Source organism: Rhodococcus pseudokoreensis (assembly GCF_017068395.1).
GTDB classification, from domain to species: Bacteria; Actinomycetota; Actinomycetes; order Mycobacteriales; family Mycobacteriaceae; genus Rhodococcus_F; species Rhodococcus_F pseudokoreensis.
In genome coordinates, this window is record NZ_CP070619.1 from 6063945 (window position 1) to 6086155 (window position 22211).

A 22211-nucleotide genomic window follows, 5' to 3' on the forward strand; every position below is an offset into this window, starting at 1 on the left:
AGCAGCGCCGTTACGGAGGTCCCCATGACGACGACACTCAGCCCCACTCCCACCGCCGGCCTCGATCGCGCCGCCCTTCTCCTCGACGCCTTCGACGGCCCGGGCAGGCTCACGCTCGCGCAGATCGTGCGCCGCACGGGGCTCCCGCGATCCTCCGCGCACCGGATGCTCGAACGTCTCGTCCAGCTGCGGTGGCTCCGCCGGGAGGGCCGGGACTACGAACTCGGCATGCGGCTGTTCGAACTCGGGTCCCTCGCCGTGCACCAGGACCGTCTGCACCGGGCGGCGCTGCCCTTCCTGCACGAACTGCACCGCCTCACCGGGCACGCCGTGCACCTCGCCGTGCTGGAGGGGATCGACGTCGTCTACCTGGAGAAGATTGCCGGACGGTTCGGCGTCGGGCTGCCGTCCCGCGTCGGCGGCCGCCAGCCCGCGCACTGCACGAGCGTCGGCAAGGTGCTGCTGGCCCACGCGCCCGAGTCGGTGGTCGACCGTGTCGTCGAGGCCGGTCTGCCCCGCAGCACACGATTCAGCATCGACTCGCCGGCCGCTTTCCGTGCCGAGTTGCAGAAGACCCGCGAACGCGGAGCGGCCTACGACCGCGAAGAGGATCTCGTGGGCGTGAGCTGCGTCGCGGTGCCCGTGGGCACCGAGGACAACGTGGTGGCCGCCATCTCCGTGTGCGGTCCGAGCAGCCAGATCAAGCTCGATCACCGTCTGACCGCGCCGATTCGCATGTCCGCCAAGGGCACCTGGCGCAACTACATGTCGACCGCGACACCGGCAGGCGGACGCGCCGACCGATACTCCGCCTGAGACGGGACCGAGGAGCATAGATGCCGCTCGACGAGCAGGCCGAGACCATCCTCCGGGGACTCAACGAGAACTTTCCCCGGGTCGAGACCATGACCGGCGCCCAGGCTCGGGCGGCGACGAAGGCCGGACGCAGGGCCGTATCCGACCCCGAGCCGGTCGGTGCCGTGTACGACCGGGAGATTCCCGGCGGGGCCGGATCGATTGCGGTACGGATCTATTCGCCCGCCGGGAACTCCGCGGGACCGCGTCCCGTCGTCGTCTTCTTCCACGGCGGCGGGTTCGTGATCTGCGACCTCGACAGCCACGACGGCTTCTGCCGCGCCATGTGCAACGGGATCGGCGCCGTCGTCGTCTCCGTCGACTACCGCCTGGCCCCGGAATCGCCGTGGCCCGCCGCGGCGGACGACGCCTACGCCGCGACGTGCTGGGTCGCGCAGCATGCCCCCGAGTTCGGCGGCGATCCGGACCGTCTGCTCGTCGCCGGTGACAGCAGCGGGGGCAACCTCGCCGCCGTCACGGCACTGATGTCCCGCGACCGGGGCGGACCCGCCGTCGCCGGACAGGTGCTGGTCTACCCCGTCGTGGAACCGGACTTCGACACCGAGTCCTACGTGCAGTTCGCGGAAGACCACTTTCTCACCCGCGCTGCGATGCAATGGTATTGGGACCAGTACCTGCCTGCTCACCGCGAGACGGTGCCCACCTACGCGGCCCCGGTCCGGGCCGAGGACCTCGGCGGGCTGCCGCCCGCGGTCGTGATCACCGCCGAACGCGACCCGCTCCGGTACGAGGGGGAGAAGTACGCCGCGGCGCTCGCCGACGCCGGTGTTCCCGTGCAGCTCGAGCGGGTCGAGGGAATGTTCCACGGATTCCTGACGATCGACGCGATGACCGCGGCGCAGCGGGTGCGGGAACAGCTGTGGCCGCAGCTTCGGAATCTGGTGGCCGAACGGGTGCGCACCCCGTCCGACTAGGTCTCGGCCTCGTCGCCGGAATCCTGCGCCGCCTTCATGGCGGCCTGGTACTCCTGCTGCGCCGCCCTCGAGCGCCGGATCGAATGCGATTCGGTCGGTTTCGGCACACCGGGATGCTCCGGGGTCCCTTCGCCGCGCATCCGCAGGGCGGCCTCGTCGATGTCGGCGAGCATCTGCTTCGCGAGTTCGCTCTCGGCGGCGTAGTAGCGCTCGGACCACTTGTTGACCATGTGCGCGAACGCCCACTCGGGTTCGACGGCGGAATCGCGGGCGTCGAGCGCGGCCTGCCTGCTCATCCCCTCCACATACGAGATATGTTCTTCGAGGGCCTCTTTGAGCTGTTCCGGCTCCGTGAGGTGGCCGAGCCACATGCGCAGCATCACCCCGTGCTTGAGGACGGGCGGATCGATCGGCGCCTCCCGCGCCCAGCTGCGCATGACGGCCATACCGGCGTCCGTGATCTTGTACAGCCGCTTGGGTTTCACCCGCGCCTCGTCGTCCACGACGGTCCGCGACGTCACGTATCCCAGATCTTCGAGCTTCTTCAGCTCCGAGTACACCTGACTGAACGACGGGCTCCAGTAGAAGAAGCGCACACTGTACGAGGCCCACTTCTTGAGGTCGTAGCCGGACATTTCCTCGCCGAACGACAGGATGCCGAGTACCGGCCAGCTCGTGGATCGGAGGCCGGCGTACCCGGAGCTCTGGGTGGGGTCGGACGAAGGCATTTCCCGAGCCTATCAACCGTGCGCCGCCCGCCGGTTGCCGCGAAACCCTGCCGCTGGGCGGGACGGGGCATTTCCCGCCCGCAGGTGTCGCGGCCACGCTGAACGCAACCCGTCGATCCGAGGAGACACGATGACCCGAACCGAAGAACCCGCGCCGCCGGTGGTGCGCCGCATCGACCCCGCCGACCTCAAGTCGGTGCTCGGGCACTTCTGCACCGGCGTCACGGTGATCACCGCGCACGACGGCGAGAGCCCGCACGGCTTCACGTGTCAGTCCTTCGTGTCGCTGTCGCTGGACCCGCCGTACGTGTCGTTCAGCCCCGCACGGACGTCGACCAGCTGGCCGCGGCTGCGGGCGAGCGAGCACCTGTGCGTCAACGTCCTCGCCCACGACCAGCGGGACGTGTGCGGGACGTTCGCGACCAGCGGCGCCGACAAGTTCGCCGGCGTCGGGTGGTCGCACGCCGGCAACGGCGCCCCCGCGCTGGACGGAGTGCTGGCCCGGGTGCAGGCGACCGTCGAATTCGAGCACGACGCCGGCGACCACACCATCGTCGTCGCACGCGTGACCGGACTGGACGTGCTGCGGGACGTGCCGCCGCTCCTGGTGTACCGCGGCGGGCTCGGCATCTTCACCGCCGCCACGTAGCCGATCCTTCTCCCGCTCGGCCCTTCTCCCGCTCGGCGCCGGTGCCGCTGTCTCCCGCTCCGCGTCGGTGCCGCTGTCTCCCGCTCCGCGGGAAGGGCTGTGGGAAAGAGCAATTGACACCGGCAGGATGTGATCGAGACCACTTCGGAAGGTGTGCACGATGAGCGTAGACGAGCAGAACTGGGACCGGGAGGTCGATCTCCTGGTGATCGGCAGCGGTGCGGGCGGCATGACCGCCGCCCTCGCCGGGGCCGAGCGAGGACTCGACACCCTCGTCGTCGAAAAGTCCGGCGTGTACGGCGGTTCGACGGCGCTGTCCGGTGGCGCCCTGTGGATCCCCAACTCGCCGATCCTCGTCCGTGAAGGCCGCGCCGACGACCCCGCCGACGTCCGGAAGTACCTGGAGTCGATCGTCGGCGACAGCGTGCCCGCCGAACGCCTCGACGCGTACATCGAGCAGGGCCCGGCGATGATGCAGTTCTTCGAACAGCACTGCCCGCACCTCCGGTTCTCCTGGTGCGAGGACTATTCCGACTACCACCCCGAGAACGTCGGCGGACGGCCGAAGGGGCGGACGGTCGAACCGCTGCCGTTCGACATGAACCAACTCGGCGCCGACCGCGAACAGCAGCGCCCGAACTCCCTCGCCATGCCGGGCGGGCTCTACATGACGTCCACCGAGTTCCGGCACCTCAACATGTTCTTCCGCACCTGGGCCGGCCGCAGGACCGCACTGGGCGTCGGCTGGCGTTCGGTGGTCGCGATGGTGCGGCGCCGGCGGATGGAGACCCTGGGGCAGGCCCTCGTCGGCCGGCTGCGGCTCAGTCTCCAGGAGGCCGGCGTCCTACTGTGGCTGAACTCCCCGCTGAAGGGGCTGATCACGGACGAGTCCGGGGCCGTCACGGGCGCGGTCGTCGAGTCCGGAGAACGGGAACTGCGCATCCACGCCCGCCGCGGCGTCATGATGGCCACCGGCGGATTCGAGCAGAGCGAGGAGATGCGGAAGCGGTACCTGAGGGAGGGCGGCAAGGACAACTACAGTGCCGGCTCGCCCGACAACACCGGCGACGGAATTTTGGCGGGCGAAGAGGTCGGCGCCGCCGTCGACCTGATGGACGACGCCTGGTGGATGCCGTCGTTCCGGCGCCCGGACGGCATCATGCACGTCCTGGTGTCGGAGCGGTCGATCCCGCCGTCGCTGATCGTCGACCAGAACGGCAAGCGGTTCACCAACGAGGCGTCCCCGTACGTGTCGTTCGTCCACGACCAGATCGCGGGCGGGCACGACCCGGTGTGGTTCGTGTTCGACTCGAAGGCCAAGAGCCGCTACCAGTTCGGTGGTGTGATGCCCGGGCAGAAGTTCCCGGCGGAATGGTTCTCCACGGGCCTGATGCTGCGCGCGGAGACCCTCGGCGAACTGGCGCAGCAGATGAGTGTGCCCGCCGAGGCGCTGTCCGCCGAGATCACCCGGTTCAACGGTTTCGCCCGGGCGGGAGTCGACGCCGACTTCGGTCGCGGCGACAGCGCGTACGACCGGTACTACGGCGACCCGGGCCTGCCCAACCCGACCCTGGACGAGGTGGACAAGGCCCCGTACTACGCGGTGCGGATGGAGGCCGGCGACCTCGGCACCAAGGGCGGACTCGTGTGCAACGAGCACAGCCAGGTGCTGACCGGCAGCGGCGAACCGATCCCCGGGCTGTACGCCACCGGAAACACGTCGGCGTCCGTGATGGGCAACGACTACGCCGGCGCCGGCGCGACGATCGGCCCCGCGATGGTGTTCGGCTGGGTCGGCGCACGGCACGCGGCAGCCACTGCAGAGGCGGTGAGCTGAGTGCTTCCCGTCGAATGCCGGCGCTGCGGTAACGCGGTGCTCGTGGAGAAATACAGCGAGGCGCACACGAGCGTGCAGTGGCTGGGTGACGCCGAGCAGACCTGCCCGGAGTTCGCGCTGCGTGCGCAGGAGGGGGAGCACTCGATGTTCGTCCCCACCTGCGGCGCGCTGCGCGGATCGATCGACGACGCGGTGGAGGACGGGCGGGTGGGGCTCTCCCTGCGCAGCTACCCGACCCCCGGCCGCCTGGACTAGAAGGGACAACCGATGTCACGGATGGCAGGCAAGGTCGCCTTCATCACCGGTGCCGGAAACGGTATGGGGCGCAGTCACGCGGTCCGGCTCGCGGAGGAGGGCGCCGACGTCGTTGCCGTCGACCTTCCCTCGGCCGCAGCCGATCTCGACGACACCCGAAGGCTGGTGGTCGAACTCGGCCGCCGGGCCGTCGTGGCCCACGCCGATGTGCGGGACCCGGCGGCGCTGCGGGCGGCCGTCGACGCCGGAGTCGCGGAACTGGGGCCCCTCGACGTCGTCGTCGCGAACGCCGGCGTCTGCGACAACCCCGGCCCGGCCTGGACGATCGACGACGAGATCTGGCACCGCTCGCTCGACGTCAACCTCAGCGGCGTCTGGAACACGGCGACCGCCGCGGTCCCGGCGATGCGGGACGGCGGCGGATCCGTCGTGATCGTCAGTTCGACGGCAGGCATCAAGGCGGTGGCCGGGGCCGCCCACTATTCGGCGTCCAAGACCGCCGTGGTCGGGTTGGCCCGGACCCTCGCCAACGAACTCGGACCGCAGTTCATCCGGGTCAACGTGCTGCACCCCGGTGCCGTCGGCACCCGCATGACCCTGAACCCGGAGACGATGGCACGGCTGCGGCCGGACCTCGACAACCCCACCCGTGACGACGTCGTCCCCGTCCTCGCGGCCAACCACGTCCTGCCCGTTCCGTGGCTGGACTCGCGGGACGTCAGCAACGCGCTGCTGTTCCTCGCCTCGGACGAATCGCGATACATCACCGGCACACAACTCGTGGTCGACGCCGGACTGACCCAGAAGGTGTAGAGATGACAGGTCGAGTGAACGGAAGAGTCGTCCTGGTCACCGGTGCCGCGCGCGGGATCGGCCGGGCGCAGGCACTGCGATTCGCGCAGGAGGGCGCGGACGTCGTGGCCGTCGACCTGTGCGGGCCGGTCGGCACGGTGGTGACACCACCGGCGAGCACGGAGGACCTCGAGGTGACCGCGAAACTGGTCCGGGACACGGGCCGCCGGATCGTGACGGCGCAGGTGGACGTGCGCGACGGCACCGCGCTCGCCGACGCGGTGACGGCCGCGGCCGGGGAGCTGGGCGGGCTGGACTTCGTGTGCGCCACGGCCGGCATCACGTCCTCGGGCGCTGCGCTGGAACTCGATACGCAGACGTGGCAGACGATGCTCGACGTCAACCTGACGGGGGTGTGGCAGACGTGCAAGGCGGCGGCCCCGCACCTGATCGAGCGGGGCGGCGGGGCGATGATCCTGACGAGTTCCATCGCCGGTCTGCGCGGACTTGTCGGCGTCGCGCACTACACCGCGGCCAAGCACGGGGTGGTGGGTCTGATGCGGTCGCTGGCCAAGGAACTCGCACCGCACCGGGTGCGGGTCAACAGCGTGCATCCCACCAACGTCGACACGGACATGATCCAGAACGACATGGTGCGGCGGGCGTTCCGGCCCGACCTCGAGCACCCCACCCGGGAGGAGTTCGCCGCGGCCGCGGTGACGATGAACATGCTGCCGATTCCGTGGATCGAACCGGTCGATGTGGCCAACGCCGCGCTGTTCCTGGCCTCCGACGAGGCGCGGTACATCACGGCGGTCGCCCTGCCGGTCGACGCGGGCAGCGTCAGCAGATAGCAAATCCCCGAGTCCGCCCCGACACCTGACGATCCGTGGTAGAACAGGTGTCAGTTTTGGGGGCGGACGAAGGGTGTATGCCGTGGATCTCGAGGCCGTCGCCGCGATCAGCAGGCTCAAGTACACGTATCTGCGCGCCCTCGACACGAAGTGCTGGGACGAGTTCGCCGACACGCTCCTTCCCGACGCGACCGCGAACTACGGCGAGCATCTCGCGTTCGAGTCGCGGGACGCGCTGGTCGAGTTCATGAAGTCGAATCTGGGGCCGCGGACCATCACCGAGCATCACTGCGGTCACCCGGAGATCGACGTCGACGGCGACACGGCGACGGGGCGGTGGTTCCTGTCCGACACCGTGCTGATCCCAGAACACGACATGGTGCTGCGTGGGGCCGCGTTCTACTCCGACCGCTACGCCCGCGGGCCGGACGGGCGATGGCGGATCGCCCACACCGGCTACGAGCGCACGTACGAGGCGGTGATGTCGCTGGCCGACATTCCCAGCTTCCGGCTGACGGCCAACCGGTGGGCAGCCGACACGGAATCAGCGAGAGGGGACTCGTGATGGGGACGCTGGACGGCAAGGTCGCACTGATCACCGGCGCCGGTCAGGGCGTGGGTGCCGGGATGGCGTTCGCGCTGGCCAAGGAAGGTGCACGGATCGCGGTGGTCGGGCGCACGGAGGCGAAACTCGTCGACACGTGCGCCGCGATCGCCGACTTCGGCGGCGTCGCCGAGCCGATCGTCTGCGACGTCAGCAAACGCGATCAGCTGGGTCCGATGGTCGACCGCGTCGTGGAGGTGTTCGGCGGGATCGACATCCTCGTCAACAACGCCAACGCGAGCGCGCTCGGGCCACTCCTGGAGATCACCCCGAAGCTTCTCGACCGCGCGATGGCCGTCGGCCCGGTGGCCACGCTGTTCCTGATGCAGCTGTGTTACCCGCACCTGAAGGCGCGCGGCGGCGGCTCGATCATCAACCTCGTCAGCTCGTCGGCCGTGCGCTGGGACACGAGCGGCTACGGGCTGTACGCGGCCACCAAGGAGGCGATGCGTTCGCTCACCCGGACCGCGGCCAGCGAATGGGGTCCGGACGGCATCCGCGTCAACGCGATTGCGCCGCACGCACTGTCCCCGGGACTGAAGTGGTGGACGGAGACCAATCCGGAGGAGGCCGCCGAGTTCGTGAAGTCGATTCCGCTCGGCCGGATCGGTGATTGCGAACGCGACATCGGGCGCGCCGTCGTCTTCCTCGTCGGTCCCGACGCCGGCTACCTGTCGGGAGCCACCATCCCGCTCGACGGCGGTCAGGCGCGCTGGAGCTGATCGCGCGCGATTGCCCCGAGCTTGCTCATTTCCCTCCCATCCGGTAGGAATTGCGTCGTGCATACGACTCACCTGGTGCGACGCCTGACCGTCGACCTGTGCCGTACGTGCGCCAACATCTGTTGTTGCTGATGGCCCCGGCGCGCGCACCGCGTGCTGTCCATTCCTCGGTGGCCGCCGGCATCCGGTAATTCCTCACGCATCCTCCGCGTTCGCAGGTCCGGGCCGGTCCTCCCGTACCCAGGCACGATCCACCTTCGCGGAAAGACATCATGAGCACTGCATTCGAAACCAGGACCGCGTCGCTGACGCTCGACAAGTTCGGCCCGTCGTTCGGGGCCGAGATCATCGGACTGGACGTCGCGTCCGCCACCGACGCCGAGGTGGCCGCGATCCGGTCGGCGTTGACCGAGCACAAGGTGCTGGTCCTGCGGGGCCAGTCGCTCGACGACTCGGGCCACATCGAGTTCGGTCGCCGACTCGGTCAGCTGACCGCGGGCCATCCCGTCCACGACAGCGGCAACGTCGCCCGGGAGGTGTACGCGCTCGACAGCCAGGACAACGGTTTCGCCGACGTGTGGCACACCGACGTCACGTTCATGAAGCGGCCGCCGCTCGGGTCGATCCTCCGGCCCGTCGTCCTCCCACCGCACGGCGGCGACACCAACTGGGCCGACAGCCAACTGGCGTACGAGTCGCTGTCGCTGCCGATCCGGCAGATGATCGACCAGCTGACCGCGGTGCACGACGGCAACCGCGAATTCGGGTACTACCTCGCGCAGAAGCGCGGCGGCAAGGGAAACATCTGGGACGGTGAGGAAGTCACGGCACTCGTGCCCGTCGAGCATCCCGTCGTGCGGGTGCACCCGGAGACGGGGCGCAAGGGCATCTTCGTGAATCCGGGTTTCACGTCCCACATCGCCGGAGTGTCCGAGGCGGAGAGCCGGGGCATCCTCGACTTCCTGTACGCCCACCTCACCAAACCGGAGCACGTCGTGCGGCACCGCTGGCGTCTCGGCGACCTCGTGCTGTGGGACAACCGCAGCACCGCGCACTACGCCAACCGCGACTACGGAACCCAGCACCGCGTCATGCACCGCATCACGCTGGAAGGCGATGTGCCGGTGGGCCCGCGGTAGGGCAACGTGCGCATTCACCGGGCGGGCGGCGTCCGCAGCGACTAGCGTCACGATCCGTGACCCCGGCATCGGACATCTCACGTCGCAAGTTCCTCGCCTCCGCCGCAGCGGCAGGCGGCGCCGCATTCCTCAGTTCGTGGGCGGGCCCGGTGATCGACCGGGCGTACGCGCAGGATCCGGGTGGCAGCGGATCGTTGGACGACATCGAGCACTTCGTCTACCTCATGCAGGAGAACCGCTCGTTCGACCACTACTACGGCACGCTGTCGGGGGTGCGCGGGTTCGACGACCCGTCGCCGGCGTGGCAGCAGTACGGCTGGACGCCGGGCGCCGGGCCCACCCCGACCGGTTTTCTCAACCCCTTCCGGCTCGACACCACGCAGGGCACGCACCTCGACGGCGAATGCATCAACGACCCCACCCATGCGTGGGGACCGCAGCACGACGCGTGGAACGGCGGCGCGATGGACCGGTGGATGCCGGTGCACATCGCGCACGAGGGGCCGCTCAACGGTCCCGCCACGATGGGCTACTACACGCGGGCCGACATCCCCGTCCACTACGACCTCGCCGACGCCTTCACGATCTGCGACCACTACTTCTGCTCCGTGCTCGGGCCGACGGACCCGAATCGGCTGTACTGGATGACGGGAACCATCGACCCGGACGGGCTGGCGGGCGGCCCGCTCGTCGAGACACCGACGGTGATCCCGAGGTTCGCCTACTCCTGGCGCACCTATCCGGAGAACCTGCAAGAGGCCGGCGTCACCTGGAAGGTGTACGCCAACAAGGACCTCGGACCGGTGTCGAGTGTCGCGCTCGACGGGATGCTCGGCTGCTTCAAGCAGTACAGCGACCCGAATTCGGAACTCGCTCGCCGCGGCCTCGATCCGACGTACCCGAACGACTTCCGGGCCGACGTCGCGAACGGCACCCTGCCCGCGGTGTCGTGGATCGTCCCCAACATCTTCACGTGCGAGCACCCGGCGCTGCCCCCCGCCGCGGGCGCGGTCGGGATCGTCGAGGTGCTCGACATCCTCACGTCCAACCCGGCGATCTGGGAGAAGACGGCGCTGATCATCAGTTACGACGAGAACGGCGGCTTCTTCGACCACGTCACCCCGCCCACACCGCCGCCGGGCACCCCGGGCGAATACCTGACGGTCCCGTTGAACACGGTGTCGGAGAGCGAGAACAATCCGGGTCCGATCGGCCTCGGTTTCCGGGTGCCGTCGCTGATCATTTCCCCGTACAGCCGCGGCGGCCTCGTCGCGTCCGACACGTTCGACCACACGTCGCAACTACGCCTGCTCGAGAAGCGGTTCGGTGTTCCCGTCCCCAACCTCACCGACTGGCGTCGCGGCGCGGTCGGCGACATGACGTCCGCCTTCGACTTCTCGTCGGCACCGAACGCCGGCGTGCCCGCGATGACCGACCCCGGGCCACGCCTGCAGGCGGCGATCGCCCAGTGCGGGCCCAACGTGGCCGCGGGAACGCTCAACGCCGGTGCGCCCTACCCGGTTCCGCCGAATCAGATGCCCGTGCAGGAGCCGTCGCCGCTGCGGCGACGGCCCAGCGGGCTGATCATGTAGCGCCTCAGACGCGTACCGCCCGGCCCTCCTCGATCGACTGCAGAATCGCCAGCGCGGCGGTCGCCGAACGCAATCCGTCGAGTCCCGTCGCCACGGGTTCACCGACCCTGCGGACGGCGTCGACGAACGCCTGGATCCCCGGCGCGTACAGGTTGTCGACGGTTTCGAGCGGGGCGGCCGTGTCGTGCCCGTCCCGGATCATGCGCAGCGTTCCGGTCGGATCGGGGCGCATGCAGTCCGCGGCGACGAGAGTGCCCGCCGTTCCGTGGATCTCGAATCCGGTCACCGCGCCGGGAACCGTGTACGCGTCGTGCAGCGAGAACAGGGTGCCGGTGCCGAGGATGCCGCTCGTCATCACGGCGTCCGCCGGACCGTCGCTGAGTCCCTGGCACACGCCCACCGCTGTGACCGTGGTCGGTTCCATCCCGGTGACGAAGCGGAGCGTGTCGATGTCGTGCACCGCGAGATCGAGGACGACGCCGCCGCCGACGCCGTCGAGACGCCACCCCCGCAGGGCCTGGCGCAGCAGGATGGCGTTGCTCACGCGCACCGACAGGATGTCGCCGATCGCGCCCTCGGCCAGCAACTTTCGCGCCGCGCGGTGGACGGGATGGGTGCGGAGGTGGTGGTTCGTCGCGAACACGACCCCCGCGGATGCGGCCGCGTCGACCATCTTCTGCGCCTGAGTGACGTCGAACGAGAGCGGTTTCTCGCACAGCACGTGCAGGCCCGCGTCGATCGCGGCCATGGCGTGGTCGAAGTGCTTGTCGTTGGTGGAGGAGATGTACGCGGCCCGGACGTCGCCGCCCACCGCCTCGCGCAGGTCGCCCGTGGCGGACTCGATGTCGTGGGTCCGCCGGTAGTCCTCCGCGCGCGCCGCGTCACCGCTGAGTACCACCGCCGCGGTCTCCCCGCACTCGCGTAGCGCGGGGAGCACGCGGGTGGCGGCGACATTGCTCGCGCCGAGAATCGCCCACCTCATGAGCTTCGGTCCTTCCTCGGGCCGGTGGGTCCGGCCTTCCCTCGGCGGGACTGTACGCCGAGTTCAGTGAGCGCACTAATGTTCGTTATGCGAACGTGCGGGACCGGGCTCAGGGGCGGAGGGCGTCGACCGTTTCTTCGCCGGAAGTCGAGGGATCCGGCGCCTCGCCGGTGACCTGGCGGGTCCGCTGACGGTAGATCCCGATTCCCACCACCACGGCGGCGAGCCCCATCGAGACGTACATCTGGCTCCTCGTCTCCGGCAGCACGAGCATGCCGATGCAGAGCGCGATGATGGCGGCGATGGTGCACCACGTCAGATACGGGAACAGCCACATCTTCAGCGTCAGGTCCTTGCCCTCCGCCTCGAGTCGGCGCCGCATGCGCAGCTGCGACACCGAGATCGCCAGCCACACGAACAGGGCGATCGCGCCCGACGAGTTGACGAGGAACAGGAACACGGTGTCCGGGTACAGGTAGTTCAGGCCCACGGTCAGGAATCCGACGACCGTCGAGACGAGCACGGCCTGGCGCGGGACGCCGGACGAACCGATCTTCGCCAGCGAGGCCGGGGCATCGCCACGGCGGGAGAGCGAGAAGATCATGCGGCTCGCCGTGTACAGGCCGGAGTTCAGGCAGGACAGCACGGACGTGAGCACGACGACGTCCATGATGTTGCCTGCCGCCGGGATGCCGAACGAGTCCATGACCGCGACGTACGGGCTCAGCGCGACGGAGGCGTCGTCCCAGGGGAGAAGCGTCACGACGACGGCGATCGACCCGATGTAGAAGATCAGGATGCGCCACACGACGGACCGCACGGCGTTGCGCACCGCAGCGACGGGGTTCGCGGATTCCCCGGCCGCGATGGTGGCGATCTCGGCGCCGAAGAAGGAGAACACGACCACGAGCACTGCCGCGAACACGGCACCGGCCCCGTTGGGGAAGAACCCGCCGTGCCCGGTGAGGTTGGTGAGGCCGGGTGCTTCGACACCGGGCAGGAACCCGCAGATCGCGAGGATGCCGAGCCCCAGGAAGATGACGATCGCCGCGACCTTGATCGACGCGAACCAGAACTCGAACTCGCCGAACGACTTCACGGACGCGATGTTCGTCAGCGTGAGCAGCACCATCAGGATCAGTGCCCAACTCCACTGGGGGACGTCGGGGATCCAGCGGTTCATGATGACGGCGCCCGCGGTCGCCTCGATGCCGAGGACGATGATCCAGAACCACGCGTAGAGCCAGCCGATGCTGAATCCCGCCCACCGGCCGATCGCCTGGTCCGCGTACGCGGAGAACGAGCCGGTCTCGGGGTTGGCGGTCGACATCTCGCCGAGCATGCGCATCACGAGGATGACGACGATGCCGGCGAGTGCGTAGGCGACCAGAACGCCGGGGCCCGTCTCGCGGATCGCGACCCCGGAGCCCACGAAGAGGCCTGCTCCGATCACCCCCGCGATAGCGATCATCGAGAGGTGCCGCTTCTTCAGCGTGTGCTGAAGCTGCGGATCGGTGGTTCCTGACATGGAGAAATCCCTTCGGCGCTACTCCGGATGTGATGTGCGTCGCTGATTCGAGAAAGTGTGGACGAGTCAGTGCGGCCGCGGAACCGCCGATTCGGTGAATTTGGAGCTGCCGGGATAGACGAAACGGCAGTACCACGCATCTGCCCTGCGGTGTGACCGCGCATCGGCACTGTCTTGACAACCTGGAAACGCTATGGCTACCGTCACATTATTCAATCAGCGGACACGCGTTCGGCATACGAACACCAGGGTCCGGCATCAACCTAGACGGGACATCGGAATGAGCGATCACGCCTTCACCCCGGCGGCCGAGAAGCAGGCGCGCAGAGCAGCGCTGAGCAGCTTCGTCGGCGCGGTCATCGACTGGTACGACTTCCTGCTCTACGGGCTGGTCGCGGCACTGGTCTTCAACTCGGAGTTCTTCCCGAACGTCAGCCCGGCGATCGGAACGCTCGCCGCGTTCGCGACGTTCGGCGTCGGATTCCTGTTCCGCCCGCTCGGCGGCGTGGTGTTCGGCCACTACGGCGACCGCATCGGACGCAAGCGGATGCTGATCCTCACCGTGCTGATCATGGGCACGAGCACTGCCCTGATCGGATTGTTGCCGTCCTTCGCGTCGATCGGCTGGTGGGCGCCGGGCCTGCTCGTCGCGCTGCGCGCCATCCAGGGCTTCGCCGTCGGCGGCGAGTGGGGCGGGGCCGCGCTGATGGCCGTCGAGAGCGCGCCGCCGAAGAAGAAGGCGTTCTACAGCAGCGGCGTGCAGGTCGGATACTCGGTCGGACTCATCCTCGCCACCGGATTCGTCATGCTCATGAGCAACCTGACCACCGAGGACGCGTTCAGCCAGTGGGGTTGGCGTGTTCCGTTCATCGCCAGCGTCGTCCTCGTCGGAATCGGTCTGTGGATCCGCGCCGGAGTCCAGGAGAGCCCCGAATTCGTCGAGAAGGTAGAGAAGGTCGAAGAGGCGAACCCGCAGGAGAAGAAGCGGATCCCGCTCGTCGAGGCACTGCGTAACCACCCGAAGGCGTTCCTCCAGATCATCGGCCTGCGTTTCGCCGAACTGTTCTCCATGTACATCGTCACCACGTTCGCGCTCAGCTACTCCACGCAGGAACTGGGGATGGAGCGCAACTTCATGCTCAACGTCGGTCTGCTCGTCGGCGCCGTGGGCATCGGCACCATCCCGCTGTTCGCCTGGCTGTCCGACAAGCACGGCCGTCGCCGCGTCTACATCCTCGGCGCGCTGATCGGCGCGGTGTGCGCGTTCCCGTTCTTCATCTTCCTCGAGCACGGATCGATGATCGGCACCGTCATCCTGGCCGTGCTCCTCGTCAACATCTCGCACGACATGGTCGTGAGCGTGCAGCAGCCGCTGTTCACCGAGATGTTCGGGGCGGAGTACCGGTACAGCGGTGCGGGCGTCGGGTACCAGGTGGCCAGCGCGATCGGCGGCGGCTTCACCCCGTTCATCGCGGCGGCCCTGGTCACCGCGAGCGGCGGGTCCTGGCACCTCGTGGCCGTGTACCTGGCAGGCGGCTGCGTCGTCAGCGCCCTGATCGCATGGCGACTGCAGCCCGATTCGAGTGCCGACGCGGCGGACGCCGCCACGGCCACGAAGCTCGAGAACGCGCACTGAGCCGGTAGACGAGGAGGCGACGGTCATGGCTGCACAGTCGGTGCTCTGCGGACTCATCGGAGACGGGATCGACGGTTCGTTCTCGCCCACGTTGCACGAGGCCGAAGGGCGCGCACAGGGCATGAACTACGTGTACCGACTCCTCGACCTCGAGCGTCTGCACGGGGCGGCCGCCACCGTCGAGGGCATCATCGACCTCGCGCGGCAGTGGGGGTTCGACGGGCTCAACGTCACCCACCCCTACAAGCAGCAGGTGATGGCGTACCTCGACGAATTGTCGCCCGACGCCGCCCGACTCGAGGCCGTCAACACCGTCGTGTTCACCGGGGGCAGGGCCGTCGGGCACAACACGGACTGGACCGGATTCGGCAGCAGCCTGGGCCGCGAACTGCCGGGTGCGAGCCTCGACCGGGTGGTGCAGATCGGGGCGGGCGGCGCCGGGGTCGCCGTCGCCTACTCGGCGCTCACCCGCGGCGCCGGGCACCTCACCGTGACGGACGTCGACCTCGACCGTGCCGAACACTGCCGGGACACGATGCGAAAGTTGTTTCCCGGCAGCGTCGTCGACGCGGTCCCGGCGCCGGAGATCGCCGGCCCGCTCGCGGCGGCGTCCGGTCTGATCAACGCCACACCGATCGGCATGGTCGGATTCCCCGGCACCCCCGTGCCCGTGGACCTGCTGCGCCCCGACCTGTGGGTCGCCGACGTGATCTACCGGCCGATCGAGACGCCGTTGATCCGGGCGGCCCGCGCGCTCGGTGCACCCACCCTCGGCGGCGCAGGCATGAACGTCTTCCAGGCTGCCGACGCGTTCCAGCTGTTCACCGGTGTCACACCGGATTTCGAGCGCATGTACGCGCACGTGCTGGCGCTCGTCGAACAGCAGTCCCGGCGCGCCGCGTAGGCGGTCAGCCCAGCGACAGGTCGGACCCGATCCGCTCCGCCGTCGCGACGAGTTTCGGCACCACCGTCGCCTCGACATCGGCGCGCGTGTACTGGGTGCCCTGCAGCGAGGAGTTGAGGGCGGCGACCACGGCGCCGGTCCGATCGCGGATGGGAACGGCCGCGCCGCGGATGCCGACCTCGAGTTCGTTCTCCGACATCGACCAGCCGTCCGCGGCGACCTGCGCGACCGCGGTGCGCAGTTGGTCGACGTCCGAGATCGTCTGCGGGGTGAACGACTGGAACGTGGTGGTCTTCAGGTAGTCGTCGAAGGCGTCGGCCGACAGTCCCGCCAGCAGTACCCGCCCCGTGGACGTCGCGTACGCGGGGAACCGCATGCCCACGGTGATGGAGATGCGGATGATCCGGGGTGACCGGACCCGCGCCACGTACACCACGTCGGGGCCGTCGAGGATGGTGACGGAGATGGTCTCGCCCAGTTCCTTCGCGAGAGCCTCGATGTGCGGATCGGCGACCTGCGGCAGTCGCAGCGCCGCGAGATATGAGAAACCGAACCGCAGCACCCGCGGTGTGAGCGAGAAGTTACGGCCGTCGAGACGCAGGAAACCCTTGTCCACCAAGGTGAGCAGAATGCGGCGCGCCGTGGAGCGGGTGATCCCGACACTCTGCGCTACCTCGCTCAGGGTGCGCTCCCGGTGCTGCTCGTCGAAGCATTCGAGGACGCTGAGCCCGCGGTCCAGTGACTCGAGGAAGTACCGTTCACCCGATGCCGGCTGCTCGGCCACCTCAGCAGCCACCTGTTTCGCACACGCCGTCATGGTACCGGTCTACAGACCGGTCTCCGCGGGAAGCCGCCCCGCCTTCACCGCCGCCCGCAGCGCGTCGTGATCCTTCTCGGACTGATCCGCATACAGGCGGGCCCACGCGGTGATCGCCAGGTCGAACGTTTCCCCGTTGCCGAGATATCCCGCGATGAACGCTGATCCGGGGCTCTGGCTGTGCGCGCGGGCGAGCATCGTGCCGCACAGCGCCGCGTATCTCGCCGACTGCGCCGGTACCAGTGTCTGCAGGTCGACGGACCCCTTCATGTCGCGGAACTGCCGCAGGTAGAAGTCGCGCCGAAGTCCGTCGTCGCCCTCGACGTCGCGAACCCACCCCAGAAACGGGTCGGACTGCGCCTGGAGGATGCGCTGCGCGCCGACGACCCGGGAACCCTGACCGTTCTCCGCGACCGCACGAATGATCGAGTCCGGTGCGGCCGCGACCTTCCCGTGCGTCTCCAGAACCGACCGAGGTGCCTCCTTGGCCTGCAGGAAAAGTGGCTCGCCGGCCGGCCCCTGCAGCAGCAGCAGCCAGCAACGGGTTCCGACGCTGCCCACACCCACGATGCGCATCGCGTAATCGACCACCTCGTACTGCGTCAGCAACAGTCGAATGTCCGCGCGCAGCGTGTCGAGATACAGGTGGTACAACTCGGTGATGCGGCCCAGGTCGTACTTCGTCGAATGGCGGATGACGGGGAACTGGTCGACGATGTAGGGCTTGCCGTCCTCCTCCATGGTGGTCAGCTTCCGGAGGACCTGTTCGGACGTCCGTTTGCGGGCCTTCTCGGCGATCGCACGGATCCGCTGCTTCTGCGCGCGCGGGTCGTGCTCGAGGACGTCCGTCTCCTCCTGGAAGTAGTACCGCTCCGTGGCGGTCAGCTGAAACAGTGCACTCAAAGTGTTGCGGTACGAACGGACGGCGGCGCCGGTGGCGTCGGCGCACTGCGCCTCGGTGTACGAGTTGGCGCGCCCGTGGATCCACACGCTCGCGGCGAGCCGGCGCACATCCCACTCCCACGGCGCCGGATAGGCCTCGTCGAAGTCGTTGAGGTCGAACAGCATCCGGCGTTCCGGTGAGGCGAACAGCCCGAAGTTCGCGAGATGCGCGTCGCCCGAGGCGACGACCTGGCACCCGGTGACCGGTGAATCGGCGAGGTCGTGCGCCATCATCGCGGCCGACCCGCGGTACAGCGCGAACGGTGATTCGAGCATCCGTCCGACCCGGATCGGCACCAGCGTCTGCACCCGGGTGGTGTTCTGCGCTTCGATCACCGCCACCGGATCGCGCTCGGGGAGCGCGAACACGCCCTGCGCTTTGCGGGACAGCGTCTCGCGTGCGGCCTTCCCGGCCGAACGTCGGGCATCGATCACCGTGGTCCTACCGGCTCGGGGAGGCGTGGCCATGGTTCGAGTCTAGGCACCGTCCGCCGCCTGCTGCGCAATATTCGAGGGAGAGGGCTGCCGGCCGTCACCTCCCCATGTGAGTGGCAATGCGTGCTCGAAGACGCTTTGCCACTCACCTGGGGGAGTATGGACAGGGTGCGGTCGCGCGACGGGAGGACATCCATGGGACAGCGACTTTTCGCGGCCACCGCGGCACTGGTGGTCGTCGCGTGCGCGGCGTGCCAGTCCGAGGGGAGTTCGGCGCAGGTGTCGACGACCGGTGCTGCCGCTGCGCCGTCCGCGGGCGAGCCTGCCGTCGTCGCGTCCGACCTCGACGTGCCGTGGGGGATAGCGTTTCTGCCGGACGGGACGGCGCTGATCGCGGAACGGGACAGCGGCGCGATCCGGCACCTCCGGGCCGACGGCAGCACCGCCGTGATCGGCGAGGTGCCCGGTGTGTCGGCGCAGGGCGAATCGGGACTGCTGGGCCTGGCCGTCTCGCCCGATTACGCGACGGATCGGACGATCTACGCGTACCTGACCACCGGCGACGACAACCGGGTGGTTTCCCTGAGCTTCGACGGCCGCAGCCTCGGCGAGCCGGTCCCGATCCTCACCGGCATCCCCGCCGGATCGATCCACGACGGCGGCCGGATCGCGTTCGGCCCGGGCGGCAAGCTGTACGTCGCCACCGGTGAAGCCGGCGACCGGCCGCGTGCCCAGGACCCGTCGTCGCTCGGCGGCAAGATCCTGCGCATCGACCCCGACGGATCGATCCCGGCCGACAACCCCACCCCCGGATCGCCCGTGTGGTCGCTGGGGCACCGCAACGTGCAGGGCCTCGCGTGGGACGACGCCGGCAGGCTGTGGGCCACCGAGTTCGGCGCGAACACCTGGGACGAGCTGAACCTGATCGAACCCGGCGGCAATTACGGATGGCCGGAGGTCGAGGGACGGGCAGGCGAGGCAGGCTTCGTCGACCCGGTGATCCAGTGGTCCACCGGCGAGGCGTCGCCGTCCGGTCTCGCCTTCCACGACGGCGCACTGTGGGTCGCGGCACTGCGCGGCGAACGACTGTGGCGGATCCCGGTGGGCGCAGACGGCGCGCTCGGTGAACCGCAGTCGCTGTTCGAGAGCGAATACGGGCGACTGCGCACCGTCGTCGCGACACCCGACGGCGCCGTCTGGTTCAGCACCAGCAACCGCGACGGTCGCGGCGATCCGGGGGAGTCCGACGACCAGATACTCGAGCTCCCGTGAGTACTTCTCAACCGCCGGCGGTTAACAAGTACTCACAGGTCACGTCCAGGGCTGGACCGGCGGCGTGACCCACATGATCTTCTCGTCGCGGTGCGCGGGGGTGGCGGCGGGATGGTCGGGGTGGCGCTGCGCCCAGGCCGTCTTCTGCTCGAGCAGTTCGACGACGGTGAGCCAGGTTTCCATGGTGCTCGGCGGGTTGGACCCGGCCGCCCGGGCGAGTTTGCGCAGCGTGCTGTCGGTCAGGTCGAGCAGTTCCTGACCGCTGATCCCGCGATCCCACACATACCGCGCGAGTCCCATCGCCTTCTCGCGTCGCCGCTTCGCCGCGCCCTCGGTGTGCGCGAAGTCGACTTCCTGAGGTTCCATCGTCTTCCCTTCTCGTGCGCAACTCCACGGTAGGGCACCCGTGTAGCGGACCGGTATCGTGGGAGGACGATTCTCGCAGCAGACGCGAGCGGGCGGCGCGAGCAGTAGGGACGACGGACGATGGGCAGGCAGCGCGGCGGTCGGGCTGCCCGGACATCCGACGGGGGTCCGGTGGCCGGCGTGTACCCGATCGACACGGGGACGTGCGAACTCGCCGTGGACAACCTCAACCCGCACGGCTGGGTGCTGAAGGTGAACGGCGTCGAGAGTTCCCACATCGACCTGTCGGACCCCACGTACCTCGATTTCGAGTACATGCGCTGGATCGCCGAACTGGTCGCCTCGCACTGGAGCACGGATCGGCGGGTGCGTGCCCTGCATCTCGGGGGCGGCGCCTGCTCGCTCGCCCGACATCTCGCCGCCCGCTATCCGGACGCCCGGCAGGTGGTGGTCGAACTCGACGGCAAGCTCGCCGAACTGGTCCGCGAATGGTTCGACCTGCCGCGGGCCCCGCTGCTGCGACTGCGGGTGGGGGAGGCGCGGGCGGTCACCGAGACGTTGACGGAGTCGAGCCGCGACCTGATCGTCCGCGACGTGTTCGCCGGTAACACGACTCCGGCGTCGTTGACGACGACGGAGTTCACCGGGCACGTGCGGCGGGTGCTGGCACCTGGCGGCATCTACGTGGTGAACTGCGGCGACACCCGCGACCTCGTCCTGGCTCGCCGGGAGGCGGCGACCATCGGCAGCGTGTTCCCGCACACGACGGTGATCGCCGATCCCGCGATGCTGAAGGGGCGCCGCTACGGCAACATCGTGATCGCGGGTAGCGACGTGCCGATCGGCGACGACCCCGCCCTCGTCCGCACACTGCTCGGCGGCGGTGTGCCCGCGCATGTGTGGGACGACGGACAGGTGCGGGCGTTCGCCGGGGCGGCGCGGGTGCTGCGCGACGCGGAATCCGGCAGCTAGACGAGCACCCAGATCAGCGAGGCCATCGCGAAGCCGACGATCGAGAGGATGGTTTCGAGCACCGTCCACGTCTTCAGAGTGTCTTTCACCGACATGTTGAAATACCGTGACACGATCCAGAATCCGCCGTCGTTGACGTGGCTGGCGATGATGGATCCGGCCGACACGGCGATGACGATCAGGGCGATCTGCGCGGAGGTGTAGTTCCCCGCGGCGATGGACGGTTCGATGACGCCTGCGGTGGTGACGATGGCGACGGTCGCCGAACCCTGGGCGATGCGCAGTGCGCAGCTGATCAAGTACGCGGACAGGATGACCGGAAGCCCGAGGGCGTCCATCGAATCGGCGAGGGCCTGCCCGACTCCGGTGGCGCGCAGGACCGCGCCGAAGAACGCGCCTGCGCCGACGACGAGCAGGATCATGCCGACCGGTTTCAGTGCGGCCGCGGACATGCCGCCGATCTCCTGCGCGGAGATTCCGCGGCGGATTCCCAGCAGGTACAGCGCCAGCAGGACGGCGATGGTCAACGCGATCGTGGGGGTGCCGAGGAAGATCAGGACCGACAGGGCGGTGCCCTCGTCGAGCACCACGTTGCCGACCGTCGCACCGAGGATCAGTACCATCGGCACGAGGATGATGAACGAGATCAGCCACAGGGGCGGCGGGTTTATGTCCGCTTCCTTCTCCTCCGGGATGAACTCGTCCGGCACCTCGATGATCACGCGCTTGCCGATCCAGGTACCCCAGACGACGCCACTGACGAACCACGCGGGGATACCGCACGCGAGACCCATGATGATGATCCAGCCCATGTCGACGTGCAGCAGACCGGCCGCGGCGACGGGGCCCGGGTGCGGGGGCAGGAACGCGTGCGTCATGGACAGGCCGGCGAGCATCGGCATCGCGTACATCACCAGCGATTTGCCGCCGCGCTTGGCCGCCACGTACACGAGCGGGGCGAGGATGAAGATGCCGATGTCGAAGAAGACGGGGATGCCGAGCACGAGACCGGTGACACCCATCGCCAGCGGTGCGCCCTTGGGCCCGAACAACTTCAGCAGTCGCTCCGTCAGCACGTCGGCGCCGCCGGACCGTTCCATCATCGCGCCGAGGACGGTGCCCAGGCCGATGATCGGGGTGATGTGCCCCAGGATCCCGCCGAAGCCCTTCTCCAGAATGGAGTCGGCCGCCGACGTCGGGGTGCCGACCAGTTCGACCACCGACACTCCCGCGATGAGAGCGACGCCGACGCCGACGACGATCAGCGCGATGAACGGCTCGAGCTTGAGTTTGATGATGAGGACCAGCAACACGGCGATGGATATCGCTGCGAGAGTGAGGAGTCCGGCTGTGTCGTGCTGCAGCCAGTCGACGAACGACGTCATTGCGTCTCCA

Annotated in this window: 22 protein-coding genes; 15 read left to right on the forward strand and 7 right to left on the reverse strand. The window is 68.7% G+C overall.

All coding sequences use genetic code 11. The features are described 5' to 3' along the window. Positions 1–24: 24 nt before the first annotated feature. A complete protein-coding gene (locus JWS13_RS32825) occupies positions 25–816 on the forward strand; it encodes an IclR family transcriptional regulator (RefSeq protein ID WP_206009549.1) in 792 nt (263 codons plus the stop codon). Positions 817–836: 20 nt separating this feature from the next. Beyond that, positions 837–1790 carry an alpha/beta hydrolase gene (locus JWS13_RS32830; RefSeq protein ID WP_206009550.1) on the forward strand — a complete coding sequence of 318 codons (954 nt, stop codon included), beginning with the start codon at positions 837–839 and terminating at the stop codon, positions 1788–1790. Here JWS13_RS32830 and JWS13_RS32835 read toward each other — a convergent pair. Continuing rightward, the gene (locus JWS13_RS32835; protein ID WP_206009551.1) at positions 1787–2518 is read right to left on the reverse strand and encodes a PadR family transcriptional regulator; all 732 of its coding nucleotides are present in this window, start codon (positions 2516–2518) and stop codon (positions 1787–1789) included. The two genes, JWS13_RS32830 and JWS13_RS32835, sit on opposite strands and share 4 nt — an antisense overlap. A 130-nt stretch (positions 2519–2648) precedes the next feature. Between JWS13_RS32835 and JWS13_RS32840 the strand changes: the two genes are divergently transcribed. The 9 genes from JWS13_RS32840 (at position 2649) to JWS13_RS32880 (ending at position 10962) form a co-directional block, all read left to right on the forward strand. Next, positions 2649–3167, forward strand: a complete 519-nt coding sequence (locus tag JWS13_RS32840) for a flavin reductase family protein (protein WP_206009553.1) — start codon at positions 2649–2651, stop codon at positions 3165–3167. A gap of 160 nt (positions 3168–3327) precedes the next feature. After that, positions 3328–5004: an FAD-binding protein gene (locus JWS13_RS32845; RefSeq protein WP_206009554.1), complete on the forward strand. Its 1677-nt coding sequence runs from the start codon at positions 3328–3330 to the stop codon at positions 5002–5004. Beyond that, a complete protein-coding gene (locus JWS13_RS32850; RefSeq protein WP_005251194.1) occupies positions 5005–5259 on the forward strand; it encodes a hypothetical protein in 255 nt (84 codons plus the stop codon). It abuts the gene before it with no gap. 12 nt (positions 5260–5271) lie between these two features. Then, positions 5272–6072 carry a mycofactocin-coupled SDR family oxidoreductase gene (locus tag JWS13_RS32855; RefSeq protein WP_206009556.1) on the forward strand — a complete coding sequence of 267 codons (801 nt, stop codon included), beginning with the start codon at positions 5272–5274 and terminating at the stop codon, positions 6070–6072. A gap of 2 nt (positions 6073–6074) precedes the next feature. Then, positions 6075–6905 (forward strand): mycofactocin-coupled SDR family oxidoreductase, encoded by an 831-nt coding sequence (locus tag JWS13_RS32860; RefSeq protein ID WP_206009558.1) that lies wholly within the window; start codon positions 6075–6077, stop codon positions 6903–6905. Positions 6906–6987: 82 nt separating this feature from the next. Further along, complete coding sequence (locus JWS13_RS32865) at positions 6988–7470, forward strand: nuclear transport factor 2 family protein (protein WP_206009560.1); 483 nt, start codon at positions 6988–6990, stop codon at positions 7468–7470. Further along, positions 7470–8231, forward strand: coding sequence for an SDR family NAD(P)-dependent oxidoreductase (locus JWS13_RS32870; protein ID WP_206009561.1), 762 nt, complete (start codon positions 7470–7472; stop codon positions 8229–8231). The genes JWS13_RS32865 and JWS13_RS32870 overlap by 1 nt, the downstream gene beginning before the upstream one ends. 272 nt (positions 8232–8503) lie before the next feature. After that, on the forward strand, positions 8504–9370 hold the full coding sequence (locus tag JWS13_RS32875) for a TauD/TfdA dioxygenase family protein (RefSeq protein ID WP_206009563.1): 867 nt from the start codon (positions 8504–8506) through the stop codon (positions 9368–9370). Between the two features lie 56 nt (positions 9371–9426). Next, the gene (locus JWS13_RS32880; RefSeq protein WP_206009564.1) at positions 9427–10962 is read left to right on the forward strand and encodes a phospholipase C; all 1536 of its coding nucleotides are present in this window, start codon (positions 9427–9429) and stop codon (positions 10960–10962) included. Between the two features lie 4 nt (positions 10963–10966). Here JWS13_RS32880 and JWS13_RS32885 read toward each other — a convergent pair whose 3' ends face one another. Beyond that, complete coding sequence (locus JWS13_RS32885) at positions 10967–11944, reverse strand: Gfo/Idh/MocA family protein (protein ID WP_206009566.1); 978 nt, start codon at positions 11942–11944, stop codon at positions 10967–10969. Between the two features lie 109 nt (positions 11945–12053). Then, on the reverse strand, positions 12054–13472 hold the full coding sequence (locus JWS13_RS32890; protein ID WP_206009567.1) for an amino acid permease: 1419 nt from the start codon (positions 13470–13472) through the stop codon (positions 12054–12056). A 280-nt stretch (positions 13473–13752) separates the two neighbouring features. Here JWS13_RS32890 and shiA point away from each other — a divergent pair, with 280 nt between their 5' ends. Both shiA and JWS13_RS32900 read left to right on the forward strand, forming a co-directional pair. Then, a complete protein-coding gene (shiA, locus tag JWS13_RS32895; protein WP_206009568.1) occupies positions 13753–15108 on the forward strand; it encodes a shikimate transporter in 1356 nt (451 codons plus the stop codon). A 25-nt stretch (positions 15109–15133) separates the two neighbouring features. After that, positions 15134–16012 carry a shikimate dehydrogenase gene (locus tag JWS13_RS32900; RefSeq protein ID WP_206009569.1) on the forward strand — a complete coding sequence of 293 codons (879 nt, stop codon included), beginning with the start codon at positions 15134–15136 and terminating at the stop codon, positions 16010–16012. Between the two features lie 4 nt (positions 16013–16016). On the opposite strand, the gene JWS13_RS32905 is transcribed toward JWS13_RS32900, so the two are convergent. Then, positions 16017–16796, reverse strand: coding sequence for an IclR family transcriptional regulator domain-containing protein (locus JWS13_RS32905; RefSeq protein WP_206009570.1), 780 nt, complete (start codon positions 16794–16796; stop codon positions 16017–16019). Positions 16797–16838: 42 nt separating this feature from the next. After that, positions 16839–18239 (reverse strand): DUF2252 domain-containing protein, encoded by a 1401-nt coding sequence (locus JWS13_RS32910; RefSeq protein WP_206009571.1) that lies wholly within the window; start codon positions 18237–18239, stop codon positions 16839–16841. A 162-nt stretch (positions 18240–18401) separates the two neighbouring features. On the opposite strand from JWS13_RS32910, the gene JWS13_RS32915 reads away from it, so the two are divergent. Then, a complete protein-coding gene (locus tag JWS13_RS32915; RefSeq protein WP_206009572.1) occupies positions 18402–19478 on the forward strand; it encodes a PQQ-dependent sugar dehydrogenase in 1077 nt (358 codons plus the stop codon). A gap of 39 nt (positions 19479–19517) precedes the next feature. Here the strand turns inward: JWS13_RS32915 and JWS13_RS32920 are convergent, their stop codons facing one another. Further along, on the reverse strand, positions 19518–19844 hold the full coding sequence (locus JWS13_RS32920) for a hypothetical protein (RefSeq protein WP_206009574.1): 327 nt from the start codon (positions 19842–19844) through the stop codon (positions 19518–19520). A 120-nt stretch (positions 19845–19964) separates the two neighbouring features. Between JWS13_RS32920 and JWS13_RS32925 the strand changes: the two genes are divergently transcribed. Beyond that, positions 19965–20816, forward strand: a complete 852-nt coding sequence (locus tag JWS13_RS32925) for a spermidine synthase (RefSeq protein ID WP_206009582.1) — start codon at positions 19965–19967, stop codon at positions 20814–20816. Here the strand turns inward: JWS13_RS32925 and JWS13_RS32930 are convergent. Further along, complete coding sequence (locus JWS13_RS32930; RefSeq protein ID WP_124393947.1) at positions 20813–22201, reverse strand: GntP family permease; 1389 nt, start codon at positions 22199–22201, stop codon at positions 20813–20815. The genes JWS13_RS32925 and JWS13_RS32930 overlap by 4 nt on opposite strands. Positions 22202–22211: the final 10 nt, after the last annotated feature.